We start from the raw sequence: 20627 nt of genomic DNA, 5'->3' as shown, positions 1-20627 counted from the left end.
TTAAAACGTTTTCTTTTTTTGACAATCTCCGGAGAAATCAGACCATAACTCTGGCAATCTTCACGGCTATCGAGGGTCTCTTAACGAGCTTCAGTACCTCCGGGAGGAGCTTCAGGGCGGTTGAGGGGCTGTCCATGTGCAGGGAGGAGAAGTCCACATCCCTCGCAACCTCGATGAGAAAGTCGTAGTCCTCGTCGTCCAGAGAGTCATAGAGCCTCCTGATCCTCTCCCCGCTCGAGTACTCCCTCCCCATCTCCCTGAGATACGATTTCCTGAACCCCTCCATGTCCGGGAAGTGCTCCCCGAGCAGCTCAGCCGCCCTGAGCAGGTAGTACATGCCCCCTCCGGTGTAGGGCTTCACCATTCCGGCCGAGTCTCCCACCAACGCCACCCCATCCCTCACAAAGTCCACGAGGCCTATGGGTATCGGGCCCGAGTTGACCTCGTAGATGCTCCTCCCTGCTCTCTCCGAGACGGACGGGTGACTGGTGAGGAGCCTCTCAAGGTGGGCAGACGTGTTCTCCCTCGACACCACCCCAACCCTCGCCACATCCTTTTCCACGGGGATTGCGTAGGCGAAGAAGCCGCTGGAGTATTTCTTTCCAAAGTAAAGCTCGACCATCCTCTCGTCGATTGGCTCGAACTCCATCAGGTACTGCTTCCCGGTGAAGATCTCAGGCCTCTCAAAGCCGTAAGTCCTCGCCACCACGCTCTCTGGCCCGTCAGCCCCGATTATGAGATCAAACCTCTCGAACCTCTCCTCCCCCTGCTCGACGAGCCTCACCTTCCCTCCGTCTGCTCCAGCAAACCTCGTCTTCATCCTGACGTCCACGCTTTTTGAAGCGGCCTGCAGAAGCATCGGGTCGAGAGCCTTCCTCTCCACAACCACCGCCCTGCTCTTCCCCCTGAGCTCCACATATCTCCCCGATGGGGAGAAGAAGAACGCACCATCTATCCTGTTCTGGAGAGCTCTGCTCGCTCTGCAGTATCTGGACAGAGCCTCGAAGCAGTCCTCGCTTATCAGCCCCCCGCACTTGGCTGGGAATCCTGAGGCGCCCTTGGCCTCAACCAGCGTGACCTCTGCTCTTTCTGAGAGGTTTGCCGCAGAGAGGCTTCCGGCCGGCCCACCACCAACAACGAGCACCTTCAACGCTGGAAAAAAGAGGGGTTGGATTAAAGGTTTATCGTCTTTCTCACAGCCTCCTCCTTGGACTTTATGTCCGACATGTACTGCAGGAAGATGATCGCTGCAGAGACGCTCCCTCCTCCATGGAGCGCTCCGAGGTAATGGGAGCTCATGAGCCAGAACTCGATGAACTTTATTATCCTCATCCTCTCCTCAGCCGTAAAGTTCTCCGAGCCCCTCAGGAACCTCTCCACGTACTCCCCGACCTCCTCGCTCTTCAGGTCGAACTCCGAAGGGGCTGTGCCCGGAATTCCGCCGGCAATCTCCGCGAGGTGTCTCATTGCCTTTATGAACCCATCAACTCCTGCAATCTTCCCGGCGTTGGCCATCAGGCCGTTTGGCAGCCATGTTCCGTTTACGCTCTCCCCCTTGACAGCCGAACCAATCGCTATGGCGTATGCCGACTCAGCCACAGCGCTCATCTCTCCGAGCCTCGACGTTAGGGCTGAGACCTTCTCAAGCCCGTTGGCCTTTATCATCAGGCTCGCCGCACCGGTCATCGAGTCGATGAACCCGGCCTTGCACGCGGCACCAACGCACCTGTGGGAGTTGGCGAACGTCATCAGCAGGTTTCTGACAGCCTTCAGATCCCTGTAAACGAACACCCTTTCCCACGGAACGAAGACCCTGTCGAGGACGACCGTGCATGTGGTTCTGTCGCCGAATGGGTTGCCGTACTCGAACTCTCCTCCCTCTCTCTGCTTCGCCTGAACTCCGGTGTTCTGGAGGATGTACTTCACGCCCTCGTCATCGGGCTTCAGGGCAAATGCTATGGCGAACTCCTCCTCGCCCTCCTTGAATGTCTGTCCGGGGAGGAAGAAGTTGATGTCTGCAGCGAAGGCCCCGCTCTGGTGAATCTTCGCACCCTCCACAATTATCCCGTCATCTCTCTCCTCCACGACCCTGACGTACATCTCCTTCTGCTCCTTGGGCCTCTTACTCCTGTCTCCCTTCGGGTCGGTCAGGGCGGAGGTGCAGGCGTAGTCGTTCTCCTGAATCTCCCTAAGCAGCCTGAGGAACCTCTCCCTCTCCTCGCCCTTCAGAACGGCGGCAAACGCGTTTATCGCATCTGCACCGGTGCATCGATAGTTGCAGGTGGCAAGCCTCATGCTGAGCTCCCTCTGGTAGTCGTACCTCTTCATCAGCTCCTCGGGGCTTGAGTAGTACGCGTTGAGGACATTTACCTCCTTGCCAACAAGATCGGAGTGCACGGAATACCCCCTCTCGAGCGCAAGGTCGTACGTGAAGGCGAAGGCCCTTAAAACGGGCTGAATGTTGGGGTGGTCGTAATCAACCCTCTTTCCGGCCACGTAGATTTCGCGGGAATAGCTTTTTATTCTCTCCAGATATTGTTCGCCATTTATCATGAAGTTAACTTTAACGTAAAAGTATTAAAAAGCTTCGAAATTACCGCTTTCTCATCACGAACCTGACAATGTCCCCATCCTTCTTCTGCTCGAGGATCTCCACGCCCTTCCTCTGCGCCCACGCGGTTATGTCGAGCAACGCAGAAGAGTCGCTGCAGATGACCTCGAAGACGCCCGTGTAGTCCCTTGTCTCTCTTTCAAGCTTCACTATGTGGTCCATGCACCTGCATCCCCGCAGGTCAACGACCTTCATGTGAAAATTTGTAAAAGCTTTGAAAAAAAGCTTAACCCTTAACCCTCTCCGCCACATTCCTTCCGAGTTCCCTGAGCTCCTCCCTCTTGTCGTCGCAAGAGAACTTGAACTTCACAGAGCCGACGACATCGAACTTGAGCGACTCGAAGATTTCCGTTATCCTGCCAACAGCCTCGCCGCTCCACCCGTAGCTACCGAACGCAGCAGCGACCTTGTTGAACGGCTTGAGACCCTTCATGTACGTCAGGAACGAGGCGACGGAGGGGAACAGCTCCCTGTTGAGGGTTGGACTGCCTACTATCAGCCCCTTAGACAGCATAACGTCTGTCATGACCTCAGTCTCGTCTGAGACCGAGATCCTGTAGATGACGTAGTCAACGCCCACCTCCTCTATTCCCGCCACGATCTCCTTCACCGCCCTCTCTGTGTGCCTCCACATGGTGTCGTAGGCTATGACGATCCTCTCCTCTGCCACACCCTCGCTCCACTCCCTGTACTTCTTCACGATCTCCGGAATCCTCTTCCTCCAGATTATGCCGTGGGACGGGGCTATTACGTCTATCTCGATGCCAAGGGACTGGATGTCGTCCAGAACCTTCCTCACCTGCTTGCTGTAGAGCAGAACTATGTTCGCGTAGTACTTCGCGTTCTCCCTGAAGATCACCCCCATCTCCTCGTCGCTGAACTCGTCGTCAAACCTCTTGTGGCTGGCAAAGTGCTCGCCAAACGCGTCGTTTGGAATCAGAACCTTGTCCTCCACCACATAGGTGGCCATGCTGTCCGGCCAGTGGACCATCGGGGTCTCTATGAACGTCAGGGTCTTTCCGACGTCCAGTCTGTCCCCGGTCTTCACAACAATAGTCTCGTGCTCTATTCCGTAGGCCTCCTTGAGCCCGTTCTTTCCCCTCACGTTGGTAACGATCTTGACATCCGGATACCTCTCGAGAACAGCCCTCACGCTTCCGGCGTGATCCATCTCTATGTGGTTGACCACCAGATAGTCGAGTCTGTCAACGTTGAGGGCGTCAAGCTTCCCGAAAAGCTCATCCTCAAATCCCGCCTTCACGGTGTCCACGAGAACGGTCTTTTCGGACTTGATCAGGTAAGCGTTGTAGGTTGTTCCGTACTTTGTCGTGTAGCCGTGGAAGTTCCTCACGTTCCAGTCAACGGCACCAACCCAGTATACACCGGGCTTAATCTCCGCATACATCTTCAGCACCTCAAAAAATTGAGAAAAAGAGCGAACTCACTCAATCTTCTCGAAGTCTTCCTTGCTCGCTCCGCAGACCGGGCAGACCCAGTCCTCGGGGAGATCCTCCCACTTGGTTCCGGCTGGAATGTCGTTGTCCGGATCCCCTTCAGCCTCATCATACACGTATCCACAAACCTTGCACTGATACTTCGCCATTTTACTCCACCTCTATCTCCTTTTCACCCTCCCAAACACCGTGGAGGTTGCAGAAGGCAAGAGCTCTCAACTTCCTCTTGCCTTCGTGACTGTGAGTCGCGGAAACTCTGAAAACAACGCTCGGAGAGCTTACCACGGGCTGCAAACTGACCCTGCCAACGGGCGTATCGTCAAGGTACAGCTCAATCCATGCAAAATAGTGCCCGTACTCGTTAGGGTGCGCCATGAACACACCCGTCTCAACCTTGACCTCGAACACCTCCCCTGCCTTGACTCTCTCAGGAGCCGAGATCACAGGGGTGTGCTTCTTCTCGAGGTCGCTCATCTCGTCGGGGTTCAGGCTCTTGGGCCTGTTCACCCCGCAAAACAAATCGTTTTCACAGCTCATTCAATCACCTTAACCTGTTTATAATTGACCAAATTAATAAAATTTTCCGTTTTATGCTGTCAGCTTCCAGTTTTTATTCGAACCTTACAAACCCTGATCACGATTTTCGTTCGTTAAGCTTCGACATATGTAATACTATTTAACCTTTCTGAAATCAGATTTACGATTTTTCAACCAGCCTGTATTCTCTGACCACCATCTGGCTGCTCAGCCCATCCCTGACCACATCGTAGCTCAGAATCTCTATCCTCTTCCTGTAGAGCGGAGCATCGAGCACGAGGGACTCGTACTCTCCCCCCTCTCCCGCAACGTTGACCCCATACTTCTCGTTCAGCCTCTTCAGATCTTTCAGGAGCTCCTCGTCTATCCTCCTCCCCAGAAAACCATCGTCGAGTCCCATGGCCGAGGTCTTGACAATTATGGCATCGAAAAGCCTTCCAACCTCCCTGACGATCTCCTCCTCGTCCACATGCCATAACGGCGATATGAGCTCGAGGTTAAGACTTTCAGCGATGTACTCGAACCTCTTCTTCTGGTACTCGCTCCTGATCCCGCCAATGACTATTCCGTCCACGTCCAGCACTGAGAGCTGCTCCGATAGCTCATCGACCTCCTTCTCCTCCTCACCGCTCACAAAAACCTTGAACAGGGGTTTCTCAAGCGCCATGGCTATCGCGTCGGTCATCTCGATGTTGGCCGTGTGGAACATGTAGCTGTCAGGGTTGCGGGAGAATATGGAGATCAGGCATGCGATCTCGTGCTTCTCGCTGGCTTTGTGGAGTGCGAGCATCGAGTCCTTACCGCCCGAGATCAGGCAAGCGACCCTCATCAGAAAAACCTGAACCTCACACCCTTTCCAAGCTCAACGGCCCTCTCGTAAACGAGCGTTGCGGTGGCTATGTCCTGTATCGCGAGCCCTGTTGAGTCGAAGATCGTTATCTCCTTCTCGCTCTCCCTTCCCGGCTTCAGTCCTGCGACAATCTCCCCTATCGACGCGTAGATGTCCTCCTTCCTCATTTCCCCCTTGGAGATTGGCACGTTAACTTCCCCGCTGTGAATCGCCTGCTCGTAGTCATCTACAACAACCTTCGCCCTCTTCAGTATGCTCGACTCGAGCTCCTGCTTTCCGGGTGCATCAGCTCCGATTGCGTTGATGTGCACCCCCTCTCCAATCCACTCGTCCTTCACCACCGGCTCCCTTGACGGGGTTGTTGTGGTCAGCACGTCACAGCTGCAGGCGTCCTGCAAGCCTGTAACCTTGGCGTCAATCCCAAGCTCTGAGGCAAAGGATGCGAACTCCCTCGCGACACTCTCGTTCAGATCGTAGCACTTGACGACCTCGACGTCGAATACCTCCTTCAGGGCGAGGAGCTGGGTTCTGGCCTGCATTCCGCACCCAACAAAACCGAAAACCCTGCTGTCCTTCCGCGCCAGATACTTCGCCGCTATTCCTCCCGCCGCCCCGGTTCTCATGTTCGTTATGTGCGTCGCGTCCATCACCGCGAGGGGAAAGCCCGTCTCGGGGTCGTTGTAGATGAGCAGCGCCATTACCGTCGGCAGCCCCTTCTCCCTGTTGTGGGGGTGGGAGTTGACCCACTTGATGCCGGCATGCCCCTCAATGTAGGCGGGCATGGCCCTCAGGTCCCCCTTCTCGAAAGTGAGGTAGATCTTGGCGGGCATCTGGGTCAGCCCCTTGCCGTGGAGCTCAAACGCATGCTCCACAGCTCTCATGCACATCTCCATTGTGAGAATGCTCTCCACATCATCCCGCGAAAGAATGAGGGTCTCCATACTCTCACTCTCCCTCAGGAGAACTTAAATTTATCCAGTGGCTGTCGTTTTCGGCATAGTTGTACTTGAACACGAGGATCTTCATCTCTCCCTCTGCAAAGTGCACCTTTCCCGGCTCGCAGAGAAGCACATCACCGCACCTAACGCTGAACACCTCATCTCCAATGCCTATCCTGCCGCTCCCCTCAACTATCACGAAAACCTCCGTCTGGATGCTGTGGTAGTGCTCACTCACCTTTCCTTTGATCTCAACGAGCTGGACGAACGTTTTCTCGTCGAACGTGTGCAGCCTCGATACCCTGTAGGCACCCCTGTCCTCCCATTTTTGGACTTCAAGCCTCATATTCTCACCTGAACCGCCCTCTCAATTCCGCTCCTTGCTACGATCACTCCGCTCGTGTTCCTCCCCTGAACGGAGATCTGCTCGATCTCGACGAGAATGGCGTTTCCGTCACTGCTCAGCGCAAAGATCCCATTCTCTCTAACAAACTCGGCAAACACAACTCTGCCCGTCTTGTCCCTCGTCCTGAAGCATATTACTCCCTGACCGCCCCTCCCGATCTTCCTGAACTCCTCAAGCGGTGTTCTCTTGCCGTAACCACCTTCAGAGAGTATCAGAACCTCCCTTCCATCTCCGCAGTCCATCCACGCGATCTCATCGCCCTCCTTAAGCCTGATCGCCTTCACACCCTTCGCGTTCCTGCCGTAAACCGGAACCTCAGAGGCATCAAACCTCGCCAGCATTCCGTTTTTGGTCGAGATTATCACCTCTTTTCCTGCCATCGGCTTCACCGCAAGGATCTCGCCTGAAACCGCGGTTATCCCCGCCCTCTTGGCGTTGACGAACTCCTCCACCTCTATCGCCTTGATGTGCCCGTCTCTCGTCAGTATCAATGCCCTTCCCTCAAAATCTTCGACTGAGAGGGCCGAAACGATATACTCGCCATTCTCAAGCCCTATCAGGTGCCTAAGGTTCCCGCCCCTCGCAGTCCTCTCCATCTTGGGTATCTCGTAGGCGTTTATCCAGAAAGCCCTCCCCCTGTTGCTGAACAGGATGAGCCTGTGGGTTGAGTTGACCGTCCCAACGAAGGTAATCGCGTCATCGCTCTTCAGATTGACACCTATGACTCCCGAGCCCCCTCTTCCCTGAGCTCTAAAGGACTTCAGATCCACCCTCTTGGCATACCCGCTCCTCGTTATCACCAGCAGGTTCTCCTCCTCGGAAATCAGGTCTTCCTCGCTTATCTCCTCTGCGCTCCTCAGAATCCTCGTCCTCCTCTCATCCCCGTACTTCTGCTTGATCTCCTCGGTCTCCCGGATGATTATCTCGTCTATCTTTGCCTTACTTTCCAGAATCTCCCTGAGCTCGGCTATCTTCCTCTTTAACTCCTCATACTCCTTTATCAGAGCGTCGATCTCCATGGCCGTCAGCTTCTGCAGCCTCATCTGAAGTATCGCGTCTGCCTGCTTTTCGGTTAGCTCGAACCTCTCCATGAGCCTCTCTCTCGCCACGGAAACGCTTTCCGACTTTTTGATTATCTCTATCGCCTCATCTATATTCTCTACCGCGATCTTCAGCCCCTCGACTATGTGGAGCCTGTCCTCAGCCTTCTTCAGCTCGTACTCAGTCCTCCTCCTCACTATCTCCCTTCTGTGCCTGACGAACTCTGCGATGAGGTCCTTGAGGCTGAGAACCACGGGCTGGTTGTCCACGAGGGCGAGGTTGATTATTCCGAAGGTCGTCTGGAGCTGGGTGTACTTGTAGAGCTTGTTTATGACCACGTTTACATTCGCCCCGCTCTTCAGCTCTACCACGACCCTGATCCCCTCTCTGTCAGACTCGTCCCTGACTGTCTTTATTTCGTCAATCTTCCCGTCTCTCACGAGCTGAGCGATTTTCTCCACGAGATTTGCCTTGTTAACCTGATAGGGGATCTCCCTGATGATTATCGCACCGTCCTCAATCTCCACCTTCCCCCTGACCGTTATCTTCCCCCTGCCAGTCTTGTAGGCTTTCCTTATCCCGTCAACTCCGACTATCACCCCACCGGTCGGGAAGTCGGGCCCCTTCACGTACTTCATCAGTTCCTCGACGCTTATGTCCTCGTCCCTGATGTAGGCAATTATAGCGTCGCACACCTCCCTCAGGTTGTGGGGGGGCATGTTCGTCGCCATTCCAACGGCAATTCCGCTCGAACCGTTGACCAGCAGGTTGGGGAACTTGCCGGGAAGCGTGACAGGTTCTTTAAGCGTCGCATCGAAGTTGGGGACGAAGTCGACTGTGTCCTTGTCGATGTCGGCCAGCATTTCCTCCGCGATCTTGGTCAGCCTCGCCTCGGTGTAACGCATTGCTGCAGGCTCATCTCCATCTATGCTTCCAAAGTTGCCCTGCCCGTCTATGAGCGGATAACGCATGTTGAAGTCCTGAGCCATTCTGACGAGCGCGTCGTAGACGGCAGAGTCCCCGTGGGGGTGGTACTTACCGAGAACGTCTCCGACAATCCTCGCAGACTTCCTGTATGGCCTGTTGCTGAAAAGCCCCATCTCGTACATCGCGTACAGAATTCTCCTCTGCACCGGCTTCAGCCCGTCCCTCACATCCGGGAGAGCTCTCCCGACAATAACGCTCATCGCGTAGTCGATATACGAGCTCTTCAGCTCCTCGTTGAGATCCTTAACTACCTCCATCACACCACCTCAACACTCGAGGAAAGAAGGTTATCACGAAGAAGGCGGTCGAAAATCCTTTCATCCTTCAAAACCGCCCTCGCGAGTGAGACAAGCTTCGCCCCGCTTTCGAGCATCCTTCTTGCAGAATTAACATCAACCACAGAGTTGTTTCCGATCGTGTTTCCAACCGAAGAGATGAGCTTGACAAGCTCATAATCCGCCCCGCCTCCGGGGATCATCGCATCCACGTGGATCATGAGAGCTCCGGAGTCGAAAAGGAGCTGAGAGAGGGAGAGGTAGTCCACGTCAAGCCCTCCCCTGATCTTCACCACCACCTCCGCATGCTTTGACGCTCTCTCAACAATCTCCGCAAGTTTATGCTGGTTGAAGAGCAGGGACTGGCCACAGCCAATTTCGAGGAACTCGGGCTGCCTGCAGTGGGCGTTGATCTCAACAACCGCCCCGTGATCTCCAGCGACCCTCGCAACCTCCGCATATCCATCCAGGCTCTTTGACCTCACGTTCACCGCGACCACACCCCTGAACCCGTGGAGCATGGAGATCTGCCTCTCTATCTCCCTAACCGGATCGGAGAATACGAACTCCCTCCTCCCCCTTTCCGCTGCCCTTTTTGCAGCCTCATTGCTGTCCCTGTCCGCGTTGAATCCTCCGAGCACAACCATGCCTGCCCTCTTGTCCCTCACAAACCTCCAGTCGTTTATTCCAGCCATTGCGGAGAGTACGAGCCTGTTAGGGAAGATCATACCTGAGCTCCTCGGTGTTTATGTATCCGTCAGCAACCCTCGAAGCCTGCCCGGTCATGTAGACAGTGTCGTCTGCGATCTCTATCTTTAGCTTCCCGCCCTTCGTGAGCACGTCCACGCTTCTCCCTGTTAGCCCAAGCCTGTTGGCCACAACTGCCACAGCAACACTCCCGGTTCCGCAGCTCAGTGTCTCGTTTTCCACGCCTCTCTCGTATGTCCTGACGCGAACTGTCTTAGCGTCGATAACCCTTGCAAAGTTCACGTTTATCCCTTCAGGGAACACCGAGTGATGGCGGATGTGTTTTGCCGCTGGAATTATGTTGAAGTCCAGATCGTCCACGAATATCACGGCGTGGGGCACGCCGGTGTTTAGGGCGTAGACCCTGAACCTCCTGCCATCAAACTCGAACTCCTTCCCCCACACTTCCTCGAGGGAGGGTATCTCCTCCTTCTCAAGCCTCGGCCTGCCCATGTCAACCCTCACCCACCAGCCCTCGTCATCCCTCGTGACCTCGAGCTCGAGGATGCCCGCGAGCGTCTCAACCTTCAATGGGCTTTCAGCGTAACCCTCCTCAACAACGTACCTTGAAAAGCATCTTATTCCATTTCCGCACATCTCGGCCTCGCTTCCATCGGAGTTGAAGTACCTGAACCTCACATCTGCAACATCAGATTTCTGAACAAAGAGCATGCCGTCAGCGCCAATGCCAAAGTACCTGTGGCAGACTGCCCTCACAAACTCCGGTTTTCTCTCCTCCACTACAACAACCCCTTTGAATTCGTCAACGAGGATGAAGTCGTTACCGTTCCCGTGCATCTTCGTGAACCTCACCCTCATTCGACCACCTCTTCGTTCACCCTCCTGATTATCTCGGCACACCTCTTAATGTCTGCGATCCTCACCCTCTCTCTATCGGTGTGGCAGTCCTCGAGGTTTCCGGGCCCCCAGATCGTCACTTTCCAGCCCGCCTTCTTCAGGTTGTAGGCATCAGTCCATGACAGCATAACTGTCCTCTCCCCCACATGCCTCTCGATCTCGGGAATGCTGTCGCACTCGATGGGTTCATAGAATTCGAGAACCTCAAATTCTGCCGGGAGGGATTCCACCATCTCCCTGAACGTTTCGTAATCGTCCCCGAAATCGAATATGAAGCTCAGCCTGACCCTGCACGAGTCGGGAATGGCGTACAGATCGCTCCCTCCAGAGATCTCCTGCACCGAAAACCTGTATTTCTCCTTGAGCTTTAAGATTTCCCTCATTGCAAGCTCTATGGCATTCACCCCTCCGTTCCAGTACGCTCCGTGGGCAGAGACTCCCCGAAACTCCAGAACGACCTCTGCGCTCCCAAGCTGCTTCTCTGCGAGCTTCATCTCCGTGGGCTCCATAACCACCGCCCGTCCGGAGTAGTTTCTGGCAAAGTGCTTTGATCCGGTTCCACCCTCCTCCTCGTCTACGAGGAAGGCGAAGTTGAGGTTCATCTCCTCAATCCCTTCTGCGGCAAGCAGAATCGCGGCTATGCTCCCCTTCGCGTCCGCAACGCCCGTTCCATATGCATATTCTCCTTCAACCCTGAAATCGGATATTCTCGGCACCGTATCGAGGTGGGTGATAAACCAGAGGTCCGAATTTCCCCTCACAATCAGGTTTCCGGCGCTGTCTGTTTTGGTTTTGAAACCGAGATCCTCAAACCAGTCAGAAACGTAATTCTTGATCTCATCCTCATTTCCGGAGGTGGAGTCTATCCTCGTGATTTCCTCGAGAATTTTCAGCATCAGAAGATTTTTTACGCTGCAGATTAAAAATCCATCTGTGATTATCCGTCGGGTTGAGAGAGGTGACATTGACCACTTCGTGGAGATCTACATCGAGGCCTACAGGGGCTACGAGGAGTACGCGTACACCAGCCTGAAGGACATAAGGGGGTACTTCAAGTGGCTTTACGGCAGGGACAGGGACGGGTTCTTCGTGGCCGAGATTGAGGAGCCGGTTGGCTTCTCAGCCTGCGATACGAACTGGTTCAGCTCGATGGAGAGGACAAAGGTAGCGGAGCTTCACGAGCTCTTCGTGAGGAAGGAGTTCAGGGGAAAGGGCATTGCCTCAAAGCTCATGGAGAGATCCGTGGAGTATGGGATCGAAAGGGGAAGGAGAATAATGGGGCTGTGGGTTGGTGAGAAAAACGAGCCGGCAAAGAAGTTCTACAGGAAGCACGGGTTCAGGGAGAGCGGGAAGATGGGGAAGTGGGTGAGGATGACGAGGATGCTACATGATCAGGCCTGAGAGTATGTCCACGTGCCTCGTCTCATCATCTATTATGTCCTCAAGCTTCTTCCTGATGATGTCCGAAGTCTCTATGTCGAGGATGAGCTCGATCTCGTTCTCGAAGTACCTCAGAATCTGCCTGTAGGTCTTCTGGAAGTACTTCTCAGTCGCCAGCAGGTCTTCGAGAATGTCGGACACCTTCCCCTGCGTTTCTGAAGCGAGCGCCACGAGGTTGGCGTCCTCCAGCTCAACCTTCTCGTCGAAATTCAGGAGGTTTATCACGTCGTTCAGCATTATCTTGTGCTTCTCCGTGTCTATTAGGATCCCGAAGAGGGTGTCCCAAACCTCCTCATTCTCGTACTCTCTCAGGATGGCGAAAATTCTCCTTGAGGTGTAGTATTCCTCAATTATCGCGTACTTCAGAAGAGAGATAAATGCTCGTCTTTTTGTGCTCTCTGCGTTCATTGGTGAAAATGTGGATGTGACAGATATAAAATTTTTGTCAAAATTTAAAGGGAATTCACAAAGTCACTCATCCTGTCCACAGCTTCTCTGAGCTTCTCCATCGAGACTGCGTAGGCGCACCTCACATGTCCGCTCCCGCACTCCCCAAAGGCGCTGCCGGGAACGACTGCTACGTTCTTCTCCATGAGCAGCCTTTCGGCAAACTCCTCCCCGCTCAGGCCTGTGGAGCTGACGTCCGGGAAGGCGTAAAACGCCCCGTCTGGCATGACCACGTCGAACATCTCCCTGAGCCTCTTGACAAAGAAGTTTCTCCTCCTCATGTACTCTGCCCTCATCCTCTCCAGTTCATCCTCCCCGTTCCTCAGCGCCTCAAGGGCACCTATCTGCGCGGTAACCGGAGCGCACAGCATCGAGTACTGGTGGATCTTGAGCATTCCATCGAGTATGGGCTCAGGGGCTATCGCGTAGCCGACCCTCATTCCCGTCATCGCGAACCCCTTGGAGAAGCCGTTGAGGATCACGGTTCTGTCCTCCATCCCGTTCAGGGAGGCTATGGACACGTGCCTGAAGTTGTAGCTGAGCTCCCCATAGATTTCGTCGGAAATCACAATGCAGTCCAGCTCAACGGCAGCATCCGCAATCTCCTCAAGCTCCTTTTTCCTGTAGCTAACACCAGTCGGGTTGTTCGGGTAGTTGAGCATGAGAACCTTCACGTTTCTGTCCCTGTATTTGACCAGATCCTCGAACGTAAGCTTGAAATCGGGGCATGTCGGGATGGAAATGACGTCAGCGCCGCTGAGAAACGCGAGTGGCTGGTAGGAGACGTATGTTGGCTCCGGGACAAGCACGGTCTCGCCCGGATTCACCACTGCCCTCAGGGCAATGTCTATCCCCTCGCTCACCCCGGTGGTGACGAGAACATTCTCGTAGCTCGTCTCAACTCCAAACTTTTTGTAGTAGTCCGCGATAGCTTCTCTCAACTCGAGGAGGCCGAAGTTGGACGTGTAGGAGGTTATCCCCTTCTCGAGGCTGTATATCATCTCCTCCCTTATCCTCCACGGAACCGCAAAGTCCGGCTCTCCAACGCCGAGGCTGATGACGTCGTCTCTCCCTATTATCAGCTCGAAGAACCTCCTTATGCCGGACGGCTTCAGCTCCCTGACCCTTATGTTCAGAATGTCACGGGACAATGGCAAGCCTCCTGTCCTCCTCATCCTTGAAGAGAAGCTCTCCCTCCTCCTTGTAAGTTCTCAGCAGGAAGTGCGTGACCGTGTCCCTGACCTCGGGGATCGTGGATATCTTCTCAGCGATGAAGAAAGATATGTCCTTCAGACTTCTGCCCTTGACGACCACCTGAAAGTCGTAGTCTCCGCTGACGAGCCTCACCGCGTGCACCTCTGGAAACTTCGCTATCCTCTTCGCGATGTCGTCGTACCCCTTCTCCCTCGTCAGATTGACTCTCACGTCTATTATCGCGTAAACCTCCTCCACACCCGCCTTCTCCCAGTTTATGAGCGTCTTGTACTTGAGAATGACACCCTCATCCTCGAGCCTCTTTATCGTCTCCTCTACCTCCTCAACGCTCATGTTCAGCATTTCCGCTATCTCCTTGGCGGAGATTCTCGAGTTGTTTTCGAGGATTCTGAGGATTTCCAACTCTCTGTTCAACGGAACCACCAGTGAAAAAGCCGTCCACCGAATTTTTAAATTTTTCTGAGAACCGCCTGTGCTTCACTCCTTGAGCCAGTCGCTCAGGTAGATCCTGTACGTCTTGCCGAATCTCTCCCTGTAGATGAGCCCCCTCTCCTCGAGCTTCTTTACGAGCGTGGATATCTTGGAGTGCGAAAAGCCCGTCCTGAAGTGCAGGGAGTCCTGAGTTATCCCCTCGTTCTCGTAGATCAGCCTAAAAAGCGTTCTCTCGTCACCATCGAGAACCCTCTCTGCAACCTCTATCTTCTCCGGGACTCCATTGCCCGCTTCACTTTCCAGCTCGTCAGATTTGGTGATGTCTGGATGCTCAGCGACCCTGCTTTCAGATGCCCTTTTTATCAGCGGAACGGCTATAAGGACTATCCCAGCTATGGCCGTGATTGACGGAAGGATTCCGAGGTAGTACGGCCCCATCATCATGTAGTGGTGCGAGGATGGCGCGAGGGTGAAGGAAAACACGAGCAACCCAATTCCGGTAAGCAGAAGCAAAGCATCTGAACTGTCCATCACTGCTGGTTTCGATCTCAGGCGTAAAAAGTTAACGGTGTTGATGAACGTCGGATCAAACCCTCCTGGTGACCTCAGCCACAGGCAACCCGCTTTCAGCATTCAGGATGCTGACCACGACCACATCGCCTTCCTCGAGAACAATTCCGCTGCTCTTTATCCTGAACCCGATCCACTCTCCCGGAACGAGCAGGCCATCTCCCGATAAGTGCAGCTCTCCGAGGACACGCTTTCCCAAATTGCTCTTGTCGATGATGTCATCTCCGCTGCATCTCGCGTCTCTGAACCTCTCCACCGGAAAGCCGCTGCACACCTCTGAGGCGACGACCTCCCCATTTCGCACGATTTTAACTGAAATCTGGATGTCACTGACGCGCAGCCCCTTACCGTTCAGCATTTCGAGCTTCACGATCTGGCTGCTCTTTCCGAGCCCGGTTCTGTGAGGGATTATGTCATCCTTGATCCTCAGAACCGCCATATCCGGATCGTTCAGCCTCACATCCACGCCAGAGGCAAACGTGAAAGCGAGGAAGACCGTTAGAGACACGATGAGCAATATTCCAATCATGTGTGCTGAACCTTTATCTTTCTCTGAAATCCTCACAGGTTCTGTTTTTGAAAATACATAATAATTAAACTTTTCCATTTGATTGCTTTGCACATACTCCACACACCAGAATTTTTATATTCTGCCCGGAAAATTTAGCACCACCTACAGTGCGGGGGTTGCCGAGTCAGGAAAAGGCGCGGGATTCAGGGTCCCGTCCCGTAGGGGTTCGAGGGTTCAAATCCCTCCCCCCGCATGAATTATCAACAATAAGGGAGATTAAGAAAACCAAAAACAAGATAAAGGGACAGATATTCCACTTTCAGAATCTAAAGGGCCTGTCCCACCCTGCCAGCTTCACACCCGTTATTGCGGACGTGTTGATGTCGAGGGCTCTCAGGTCCTCCTTTTCGAGGTTTCTCACGTCAGTCTTTCCTGCCTGCTGGGTCAGGATTTTGAGCTCTTCGGTCATTGCCTTGATGTAGTTGTAAACCCTAACCGCTCCTTTCTCGGGATCGAGCCTTCTCCTGAGCTTCGGATCCTGCGTAGCTATACCCTTCGGACACTTGCCCATGTGGCACTGCCTGCAGACGGTGCAGCCCAGAGCGATCAGAGCCCCTGTTCCGATCTGTACAGCATCCGCTCCAAGGGCCAGAGCCTTTGCAACATCAGCACCAGTCCTTATACCTCCCGCAGCCACCAAGCTGACCTCGTCCCTGAGCCCAATCTCCCTGAGCGCCTCATCTGCCTGAACTATCGCGGCTATCGTCGGAACGCCTGCGTGGTTGGCGACAACATCAGGAGTTGCACCTGTCCCGCCCTGCATTCCATCCACCACGATTATGTCCGCCCCCGCCTTGGCTGCGATCTTCACGTCATCCGCAACCCTGCCTGCAGAGTACTTGACTGCAATCGGAATCCTCCAGTCGGTGATCTCCCTCAGCTGCTCGATCTTCATCGCAAGATCTTCAGGCCCGATGATGTCCATGTGCCTTGCCGGAGACAGCGCATCTGTCCCGGGTGGAATCCCCCTTATCCTCGCGATATCCTCTGTAACCTTCTCTCCGAGCAGGTGTCCACCCATTCCTGCCTTTGCACCCTGCCCTATCTTTATCTCTATCGCGTCAGCAGAGTTAAGATACCTGCTCGAAACTCCGAACCTTCCGCTCGCATATTGGGCAACAAGGAGCTTGGCGTTCTTCCTCTCCTCCGGGTGCATTCCGCCCTCTCCAGTGTTTGTCGCTGTTCCAGCCATGGCCGTGCCCTTAGCTATTGCCACCTTTGCCTCAAGGCTCAGCGCACCGTAGCTCATCGCCGCGACCATTATTGGCGTCTCGAGGACAAGTGGCTGCTCGGCAAACCTGTCTCCGAGCACAACCCTCGTGTCGCACGGCTCCCTGTACTTGTCTATGGGCGGCCTTGACGTCTGGGCCGGCAGAATTACGAGGTCGTCAAAGTGAGGAACCGGTCTCGTCGCTCCAGTACCCCTGACAAGGTACTCTCCGCTCTCAGCCTTCCTCCAGATCTCGTGAACCACGCTCCTGCTCCAGATCCCCCTGTCCTCGAGGTCTGACGTGCCGGAAACCTGTATTGCAGATGCGGGACACACATCAACGCAGTTTCCACAGCCAACGCATGCAGTCTGCTCCTTGACAACGGGCATCCTGTCTTCCTCTGCAAGCGCGCCGGTAGGACAGTACCTGACGCACCTGAGGCACTTTATACACCTGTCCCTATCAATCGTTATTTCGAATACCATTTAACCCTCCTCCGATGGAGCACTACCGTAAACAAACCTCTTCTTTATCGGGACAATCTTCCTGAACTTCTCCGTGAAGGCAGGAAAATCGTGAGCCTTGAGGATCTCCTTGAGCCACTCCTCATCCTGCTCGTCAATCTCAACGATCTTCGCGTTTTTCCCGAGGCTGTCCACCTCGCCCTTGAAGTATATCGCGCCCCTCACTATGCTCTCTCCCGCCATCCCCCTGAGGTTTCCGAGAACGATCATCCTTCCGCCCATCATGTAGAGCCCGGTCATGAAGTCGCTGTTCCCTCCGATTATGATCGTTCCGTTCTTCATTATCTCTCCAGTCCTCGCACCCGCATTGCCCCTCACAACGATGGTTCCTCCGTATATTCCCTGCCCCACTCCGTCCCCTGCAGTCCCCTGTATCTCTATGTAGCCGTCTGTCATGTTGTCTCCAGCAAACCACCCGGCGTTCTTCTCGATAATCATCCTGACGCCGTGAATCATCGTCCCGGCAAAGTAGCCCGCACTTCCCTTAACGATTATCTCAACATCCCCAACCACACCGGCTGCGAGGTAGTGCTTAGCGCCGGGGTTCAGGAGAACTATTCTCTTCTCCCCGTTCTTTACCGCCTCCTTTATCGTCCTGTTAATCTCCCTAACGCTCAAATCTCTGCAGTCTATCTCCATCTTCATCACTTCCTGTAAACTCTAAAATCACCCGGAGCAAGATACTCGGTTTCAAGACCGAGGGGCTCGAGAGCAACCTCCTCGCTCGAGATGGCGAATATTCCATCTCCCTCCGCAACCATCGCTGGCCTCAAACCGAGCTTGTCCTTTGCTACACCAATCTCATCTGGAGTGGCGATTATGAACGCGAACGGGCCGTCAAGATCTCTGACGGCACTCTCCAGAGCTTCCTCCAGCTTGTACCCCTCGAGCAGCTTGTCGGCTATGTAGTGCACTATGCACTCCGTGTCGTTGTCGGTTGTGAAGTAGTGGCCCTTCGCCTCGAGCTTCTTCCTCGTGTTCCAGTAGTTTGTTATCTGCCCGTTGTGAACGACCGTTATGTCCGGATAGAGGAAACTCTGGAAGGGATGAGCGTGATACCTGTCAACACCACTCTCCGTCGAGAACCTTATGTGGCCGATCGCGTGGGTTCCGCTCTTCTCCGACACCCTGTAGATCGAGTCCACCTGATTTATCGTCCCCACGTCCTTGAACATCTCGAACTTTCCTGCAGAGAGAACAGCAACATTCTCGATCCCCTGAACCTCGAGGGCGAGCTTCTTGAGCCTCTTGAAGTCCATTTTGTCGACGAGGAAGTCTGTGATGTAGTAATCCTCAGCCTCCACAATATTCTGGATTGACTTGACGCTCCCGTAGTGGTTCGCGAGCTCCTGAACTGCATCAATCAGCTCCTTTCTGTCCTCTTCTTCGCCCTGAATCTCGACCCTCATCAGGTACTCGTTCTCTTTGAGGTCAAGGCCTCCGTAAAGCGCAACACCGGCCCCATCTCGCCCCCTGTGCTGCAGCCTGTTCATCATCTCGATGACGATTGCGCCGAGGTCGTCCCTCTTCTCCTTAGAGAGTATGCCGACTATCCCGCACATAACAATCGGCTAAAACACTCGGGAAGGTTATTTAAATATTGTGAATTATACGCATACAGAACCACACGTGCATCTTTGTATGGCAACGCTTAAAACCCTCTAAAGCGAGTAGTGCTATGCGCAGAGTTGTTGACTTTATCAACGAATACGATCCCGGTCCATTTCCCGAGGACTTTGACAGGGAGGTTATTCAGCTCGCCTCCAACGAGAACCCGTATCCTCCGGCTGAAAATGTGATAGCCGCGATTAAGAACAACATCTTCAAAATAAACCGCTACCCCTCTCCCTATTACCGGGAGCTCAAAAAAGCCATTTCCGAGTACACGGGCTTTGGTGTGGAAAACATAGCAGTCTCATCCGGTGCATCAGACATCATCAGGCTCGTCACAGACATCCTGCTCGACCCGCTCGACAAGGTCTTCGTGCCCATGCCATCCTACACCATGTACGTCATGTATTCTATGCTGAGGGAGGCAAGCTTGGAGACGAGAGTTTATGAGGGCTACAGGATCGACGGGTGCTACGAGAGGGGAAAGCTCGCGTTCCTGTGCAGTCCCAACAACCCCACGGGCAATGTTGTGGAGAGAAAGGTGATCGAGGAGTTCCTCCAGAACTTCGAGTACGTTGTGGTGGACGAAGCTTACTGTGAGTTCTCCGGGACGAGCTGTGCAGACCTGCTCGAACACTACGACAACCTGATAGTGCTCAGGAGCTTCTCAAAGTTTTTTGGCCTCGCGGGAATGAGGGTCGGCTACGCGATAGCTGACGAGAAGGTGGTTAGAGCCATAGAGAAGATCAGAAACCCGTTCTCACTCTCAATGCTCGGCCAGATAGCGGCAGTAGAGGCTCTCAAAAGCGTTGAATACTACAGAAGAGTTGCAGAGATGATCCTGAGCGAGAGGGAGAGGATGAGAAGGGAACTTGAGAAGAGGTTCTACGTCTACGAGAGCAGCGCGAACTTCCTGCTTGTGAAGCACGACGTTCCAGACATATCAGAGCGGCTCATGGAAGAGGGAGTTCTCGTGAGGGATGTGACGGGTCTGGAGGGGCTTGATGGGCCGCATTTCAGAGTTACGGTTGGGAGGAAGGAGGAGAACGACAGGTTCCTCGAGGTGGTGAGCGGGTTGTGAAGATCAGAAGAGATCTCCTCGAAGCTTTGCTTGAGATTGCGAGGGAGAACCACCCCCACGAGTTCTTCGCGCTGCTCACGGGAAAGAAGGGAGTAATAGAGGAGTTCGTCTACATCCCCTTCCAGCAGGGCGAGAACTACGCGAGCTTCGACACGTCTCTGATACCCTTGGGCATGAGGATCTACGGCACCGTCCACAGCCATCCCTCCTCGAACCCTACTCCATCCCCGGAAGATCTCTCGACCTTCGCCTCTTACGGCAGGGTGCACATCATCATTCACTACCCCTACTGCAGAAAATGCTGGAGAGCCTATGACCCGGAGGGGAACATAATAGAGGTGGAGGTGGTTTAAAAAACAAAAATTTGGTTGATCAAATAGTATCCCTTTTCTTCGGGCTGCTGAGCGACATGTTTCCGGTTACTCCCGCTATGGCTCCAATGATCCCCGCAAAGGCGAACGAGGCGATTATAGTCAGCCCGATGACCCTGATGTGAACCACCGGATCCGGGAAGCCGCCGTAGGCGTAGGACAGAATTGCCATGTTTATTCCCGACAGGGCCACGAAAATGACGCCCCACAGAGTCAGGAACACCTTCATGATTAATCACCAATATTAGTTAACGCCGCTAATCATATATATAGTTTACTGTATGATGGATGCTACAAATAGAACGCGAAAGGAAAAGCAAACGAGATCTACAAAACGAGGGGGCGCAACTTCTGGCTTTTCAAAAATGGGCCCGGAGGGATTTGAACCCTCGACCGCCCGGTTATGAGCCGGGCGCTCTGACCTGGCTAAGCTACGGGCCCCCACACCAA

At 54.1% G+C, this 20627-nt stretch carries 25 protein-coding genes and 2 tRNA genes; 4 read left to right on the top strand and 23 right to left on the bottom strand.

Annotated elements, in window-relative coordinates; translation table 11 throughout:
* Window positions 1-37: 37 nt before the first annotated feature.
* From GAH_RS08360 to GAH_RS08300, 13 genes are all read right to left on the bottom strand, one after another.
* Window positions 38-1144 carry a geranylgeranyl reductase family protein gene (locus GAH_RS08360; protein ID WP_245604113.1) on the bottom strand — a complete coding sequence of 369 codons (1107 nt, stop codon included), beginning with the start codon at window positions 1142-1144 and terminating at the stop codon, window positions 38-40.
* Between the two features lie 29 nt (window positions 1145-1173).
* Entirely contained in the window at window positions 1174-2553 is a 1380-nt protein-coding gene (locus tag GAH_RS08355) for a 4-hydroxyphenylacetate 3-hydroxylase N-terminal domain-containing protein (protein ID WP_048096074.1), read from the bottom strand.
* A 40-nt stretch (window positions 2554-2593) separates the two neighbouring features.
* Window positions 2594-2806: a sulfurtransferase TusA family protein gene (locus GAH_RS08350; protein WP_048096073.1), complete on the bottom strand. Its 213-nt coding sequence runs from the start codon at window positions 2804-2806 to the stop codon at window positions 2594-2596.
* A gap of 31 nt (window positions 2807-2837) precedes the next feature.
* Window positions 2838-4016, bottom strand: coding sequence for an FprA family A-type flavoprotein (locus GAH_RS08345; protein ID WP_052747876.1), 1179 nt, complete (start codon window positions 4014-4016; stop codon window positions 2838-2840).
* 36 nt (window positions 4017-4052) lie between these two features.
* Window positions 4053-4214: a rubredoxin gene (rd, locus tag GAH_RS08340; protein WP_048096070.1), complete on the bottom strand. Its 162-nt coding sequence runs from the start codon at window positions 4212-4214 to the stop codon at window positions 4053-4055.
* Window position 4215: 1 nt separating this feature from the next.
* Window positions 4216-4602 (bottom strand): class II SORL domain-containing protein, encoded by a 387-nt coding sequence (locus GAH_RS08335; RefSeq protein ID WP_052747827.1) that lies wholly within the window; start codon window positions 4600-4602, stop codon window positions 4216-4218.
* Window positions 4603-4762: 160 nt separating this feature from the next.
* Window positions 4763-5431: a diphthine--ammonia ligase gene (locus GAH_RS08330; protein WP_048096068.1), complete on the bottom strand. Its 669-nt coding sequence runs from the start codon at window positions 5429-5431 to the stop codon at window positions 4763-4765.
* Window positions 5431-6393, bottom strand: a complete 963-nt coding sequence (ala, locus tag GAH_RS08325) for an alanine dehydrogenase (protein WP_048096065.1) — start codon at window positions 6391-6393, stop codon at window positions 5431-5433. The genes GAH_RS08330 and ala overlap by 1 nt, the downstream gene beginning before the upstream one ends.
* A 4-nt stretch (window positions 6394-6397) precedes the next feature.
* Complete coding sequence (locus tag GAH_RS08320) at window positions 6398-6736, bottom strand: cupin domain-containing protein (RefSeq protein ID WP_048096064.1); 339 nt, start codon at window positions 6734-6736, stop codon at window positions 6398-6400.
* Window positions 6733-9081, bottom strand: coding sequence for a DNA gyrase subunit A (gene gyrA / locus GAH_RS08315; protein ID WP_048096062.1), 2349 nt, complete (start codon window positions 9079-9081; stop codon window positions 6733-6735). Before gyrA ends, GAH_RS08320 begins: the two co-directional genes overlap by 4 nt.
* Entirely contained in the window at window positions 9081-9827 is a 747-nt protein-coding gene (locus tag GAH_RS08310) for an MJ0144 family RNA dihydrouridine synthase-like protein (RefSeq protein WP_048096061.1), read from the bottom strand. The genes gyrA and GAH_RS08310 overlap by 1 nt, the downstream gene beginning before the upstream one ends.
* Window positions 9814-10665, bottom strand: coding sequence for a diaminopimelate epimerase (dapF, locus tag GAH_RS08305; protein ID WP_048096059.1), 852 nt, complete (start codon window positions 10663-10665; stop codon window positions 9814-9816). The genes GAH_RS08310 and dapF overlap by 14 nt, the downstream gene beginning before the upstream one ends.
* Complete coding sequence (locus GAH_RS08300; protein WP_052747826.1) at window positions 10662-11600, bottom strand: M20/M25/M40 family metallo-hydrolase; 939 nt, start codon at window positions 11598-11600, stop codon at window positions 10662-10664. Before GAH_RS08300 ends, dapF begins: the two co-directional genes overlap by 4 nt.
* 37 nt (window positions 11601-11637) lie before the next feature.
* Between GAH_RS08300 and GAH_RS08295 the strand changes: the two genes are divergently transcribed.
* Complete coding sequence (locus GAH_RS08295) at window positions 11638-12105, top strand: GNAT family N-acetyltransferase (protein WP_048096857.1); 468 nt, start codon at window positions 11638-11640, stop codon at window positions 12103-12105.
* Here the strand turns inward: GAH_RS08295 and GAH_RS08290 are convergent.
* The 5 genes from GAH_RS08290 to GAH_RS08270 form a co-directional block, all read right to left on the bottom strand.
* Window positions 12088-12552, bottom strand: a complete 465-nt coding sequence (locus GAH_RS08290) for a ferritin-like domain-containing protein (protein ID WP_048096057.1) — start codon at window positions 12550-12552, stop codon at window positions 12088-12090. The genes GAH_RS08295 and GAH_RS08290 overlap by 18 nt on opposite strands.
* Before the next feature lie 44 nt (window positions 12553-12596).
* Window positions 12597-13766 (bottom strand): pyridoxal phosphate-dependent aminotransferase, encoded by a 1170-nt coding sequence (locus GAH_RS08285; RefSeq protein WP_048096055.1) that lies wholly within the window; start codon window positions 13764-13766, stop codon window positions 12597-12599.
* Entirely contained in the window at window positions 13732-14220 is a 489-nt protein-coding gene (locus GAH_RS08280; protein WP_048096856.1) for an Lrp/AsnC family transcriptional regulator, read from the bottom strand. Before GAH_RS08280 ends, GAH_RS08285 begins: the two co-directional genes overlap by 35 nt.
* 63 nt (window positions 14221-14283) lie before the next feature.
* Window positions 14284-14769 carry a helix-turn-helix transcriptional regulator gene (locus tag GAH_RS08275; RefSeq protein ID WP_048096053.1) on the bottom strand — a complete coding sequence of 162 codons (486 nt, stop codon included), beginning with the start codon at window positions 14767-14769 and terminating at the stop codon, window positions 14284-14286.
* Between the two features lie 55 nt (window positions 14770-14824).
* The gene (locus tag GAH_RS08270; RefSeq protein WP_156967440.1) at window positions 14825-15337 is read right to left on the bottom strand and encodes a hypothetical protein; all 513 of its coding nucleotides are present in this window, start codon (window positions 15335-15337) and stop codon (window positions 14825-14827) included.
* Between the two features lie 151 nt (window positions 15338-15488).
* Between GAH_RS08270 and GAH_RS08265 the strand changes: the two genes are divergently transcribed.
* A tRNA-Leu gene (locus GAH_RS08265) sits at window positions 15489-15572 on the top strand.
* 66 nt (window positions 15573-15638) lie between these two features.
* On the opposite strand, the gene GAH_RS08260 is transcribed toward GAH_RS08265, so the two are convergent.
* Genes GAH_RS08260 through GAH_RS08250 form a run of 3 tightly spaced genes read right to left on the bottom strand, consistent with a single transcriptional unit; the run spans window position 15639 to window position 18676 of the window.
* On the bottom strand, window positions 15639-17075 hold the full coding sequence (locus tag GAH_RS08260) for a glutamate synthase-related protein (protein WP_048096049.1): 1437 nt from the start codon (window positions 17073-17075) through the stop codon (window positions 15639-15641).
* A complete protein-coding gene (locus GAH_RS08255; RefSeq protein WP_048096047.1) occupies window positions 17076-17759 on the bottom strand; it encodes a GltB/FmdC/FwdC-like GXGXG domain-containing protein in 684 nt (227 codons plus the stop codon).
* Complete coding sequence (locus GAH_RS08250; protein ID WP_048096045.1) at window positions 17759-18676, bottom strand: class II glutamine amidotransferase domain-containing protein; 918 nt, start codon at window positions 18674-18676, stop codon at window positions 17759-17761. Before GAH_RS08250 ends, GAH_RS08255 begins: the two co-directional genes overlap by 1 nt.
* Window positions 18677-18792: 116 nt before the next feature.
* Between GAH_RS08250 and hisC the strand changes: the two genes are divergently transcribed.
* Window positions 18793-19806, top strand: coding sequence for a histidinol-phosphate transaminase (hisC, locus tag GAH_RS08245; protein WP_048096044.1), 1014 nt, complete (start codon window positions 18793-18795; stop codon window positions 19804-19806).
* A complete protein-coding gene (locus GAH_RS08240) occupies window positions 19803-20159 on the top strand; it encodes a Mov34/MPN/PAD-1 family protein (RefSeq protein ID WP_048096042.1) in 357 nt (118 codons plus the stop codon). The genes hisC and GAH_RS08240 overlap by 4 nt, the downstream gene beginning before the upstream one ends.
* 19 nt (window positions 20160-20178) lie before the next feature.
* On the opposite strand, the gene GAH_RS08235 is transcribed toward GAH_RS08240, so the two are convergent.
* On the bottom strand, window positions 20179-20406 hold the full coding sequence (locus tag GAH_RS08235) for a hypothetical protein (protein WP_048096041.1): 228 nt from the start codon (window positions 20404-20406) through the stop codon (window positions 20179-20181).
* Between the two features lie 137 nt (window positions 20407-20543).
* Window positions 20544-20618 (bottom strand) — tRNA-Ile (locus GAH_RS08230).
* Between the last annotated feature and the right edge of the window lie 9 nt (window positions 20619-20627).

The sequence above is a fragment of the Geoglobus ahangari genome, from assembly GCF_001006045.1.
GTDB classification, from domain to species: Archaea; Halobacteriota; Archaeoglobi; order Archaeoglobales; family Archaeoglobaceae; genus Geoglobus; species Geoglobus ahangari.
This window is presented reverse-complemented; position numbering and strand designations above follow the sequence as displayed.

Bases quoted from the DNA above. Each gene is read 5' to 3' on its own strand.
- GAH_RS08355 (WP_048096074.1), bottom strand. From the start codon at position 2,553: ATGATAAATGGCGAACAATATCTGGAGAGAATAAAAAGCTATTCCCGC.
- GAH_RS08350 (WP_048096073.1), bottom strand. From the start codon at position 2,806: ATGAAGGTCGTTGACCTGCGGGGATGCAGGTGCATGGACCACATAGTG.
- GAH_RS08345 (WP_052747876.1), bottom strand. From the start codon at position 4,016: ATGTATGCGGAGATTAAGCCCGGTGTATACTGGGTTGGTGCCGTTGAC.
- rd (WP_048096070.1), bottom strand. From the start codon at position 4,214: ATGGCGAAGTATCAGTGCAAGGTTTGTGGATACGTGTATGATGAGGCT.
- GAH_RS08335 (WP_052747827.1), bottom strand. From the start codon at position 4,602: ATGAGCTGTGAAAACGATTTGTTTTGCGGGGTGAACAGGCCCAAGAGC.
- GAH_RS08330 (WP_048096068.1), bottom strand. From the start codon at position 5,431: ATGAGGGTCGCTTGCCTGATCTCGGGCGGTAAGGACTCGATGCTCGCA.
- ala (WP_048096065.1), bottom strand. From the start codon at position 6,393: ATGGAGACCCTCATTCTTTCGCGGGATGATGTGGAGAGCATTCTCACA.
- GAH_RS08320 (WP_048096064.1), bottom strand. From the start codon at position 6,736: ATGAGGCTTGAAGTCCAAAAATGGGAGGACAGGGGTGCCTACAGGGTA.
- gyrA (WP_048096062.1), bottom strand. From the start codon at position 9,081: ATGGAGGTAGTTAAGGATCTCAACGAGGAGCTGAAGAGCTCGTATATC.
- GAH_RS08310 (WP_048096061.1), bottom strand. From the start codon at position 9,827: ATGATCTTCCCTAACAGGCTCGTACTCTCCGCAATGGCTGGAATAAAC.
- dapF (WP_048096059.1), bottom strand. From the start codon at position 10,665: ATGAGGGTGAGGTTCACGAAGATGCACGGGAACGGTAACGACTTCATC.
- GAH_RS08300 (WP_052747826.1), bottom strand. From the start codon at position 11,600: ATGCTGAAAATTCTCGAGGAAATCACGAGGATAGACTCCACCTCCGGA.
- GAH_RS08290 (WP_048096057.1), bottom strand. From the start codon at position 12,552: ATGAACGCAGAGAGCACAAAAAGACGAGCATTTATCTCTCTTCTGAAG.
- GAH_RS08285 (WP_048096055.1), bottom strand. From the start codon at position 13,766: ATGAGGAGGACAGGAGGCTTGCCATTGTCCCGTGACATTCTGAACATA.
- GAH_RS08275 (WP_048096053.1), bottom strand. From the start codon at position 14,769: ATGGACAGTTCAGATGCTTTGCTTCTGCTTACCGGAATTGGGTTGCTC.
- GAH_RS08270 (WP_156967440.1), bottom strand. From the start codon at position 15,337: ATGATTGGAATATTGCTCATCGTGTCTCTAACGGTCTTCCTCGCTTTC.
- GAH_RS08260 (WP_048096049.1), bottom strand. From the start codon at position 17,075: ATGGTATTCGAAATAACGATTGATAGGGACAGGTGTATAAAGTGCCTC.
- GAH_RS08255 (WP_048096047.1), bottom strand. From the start codon at position 17,759: ATGAAGATGGAGATAGACTGCAGAGATTTGAGCGTTAGGGAGATTAAC.
- GAH_RS08250 (WP_048096045.1), bottom strand. From the start codon at position 18,676: ATGTGCGGGATAGTCGGCATACTCTCTAAGGAGAAGAGGGACGACCTC.
- hisC (WP_048096044.1), top strand. From the start codon at position 18,793: ATGCGCAGAGTTGTTGACTTTATCAACGAATACGATCCCGGTCCATTT.
- GAH_RS08235 (WP_048096041.1), bottom strand. From the start codon at position 20,406: ATGAAGGTGTTCCTGACTCTGTGGGGCGTCATTTTCGTGGCCCTGTCG.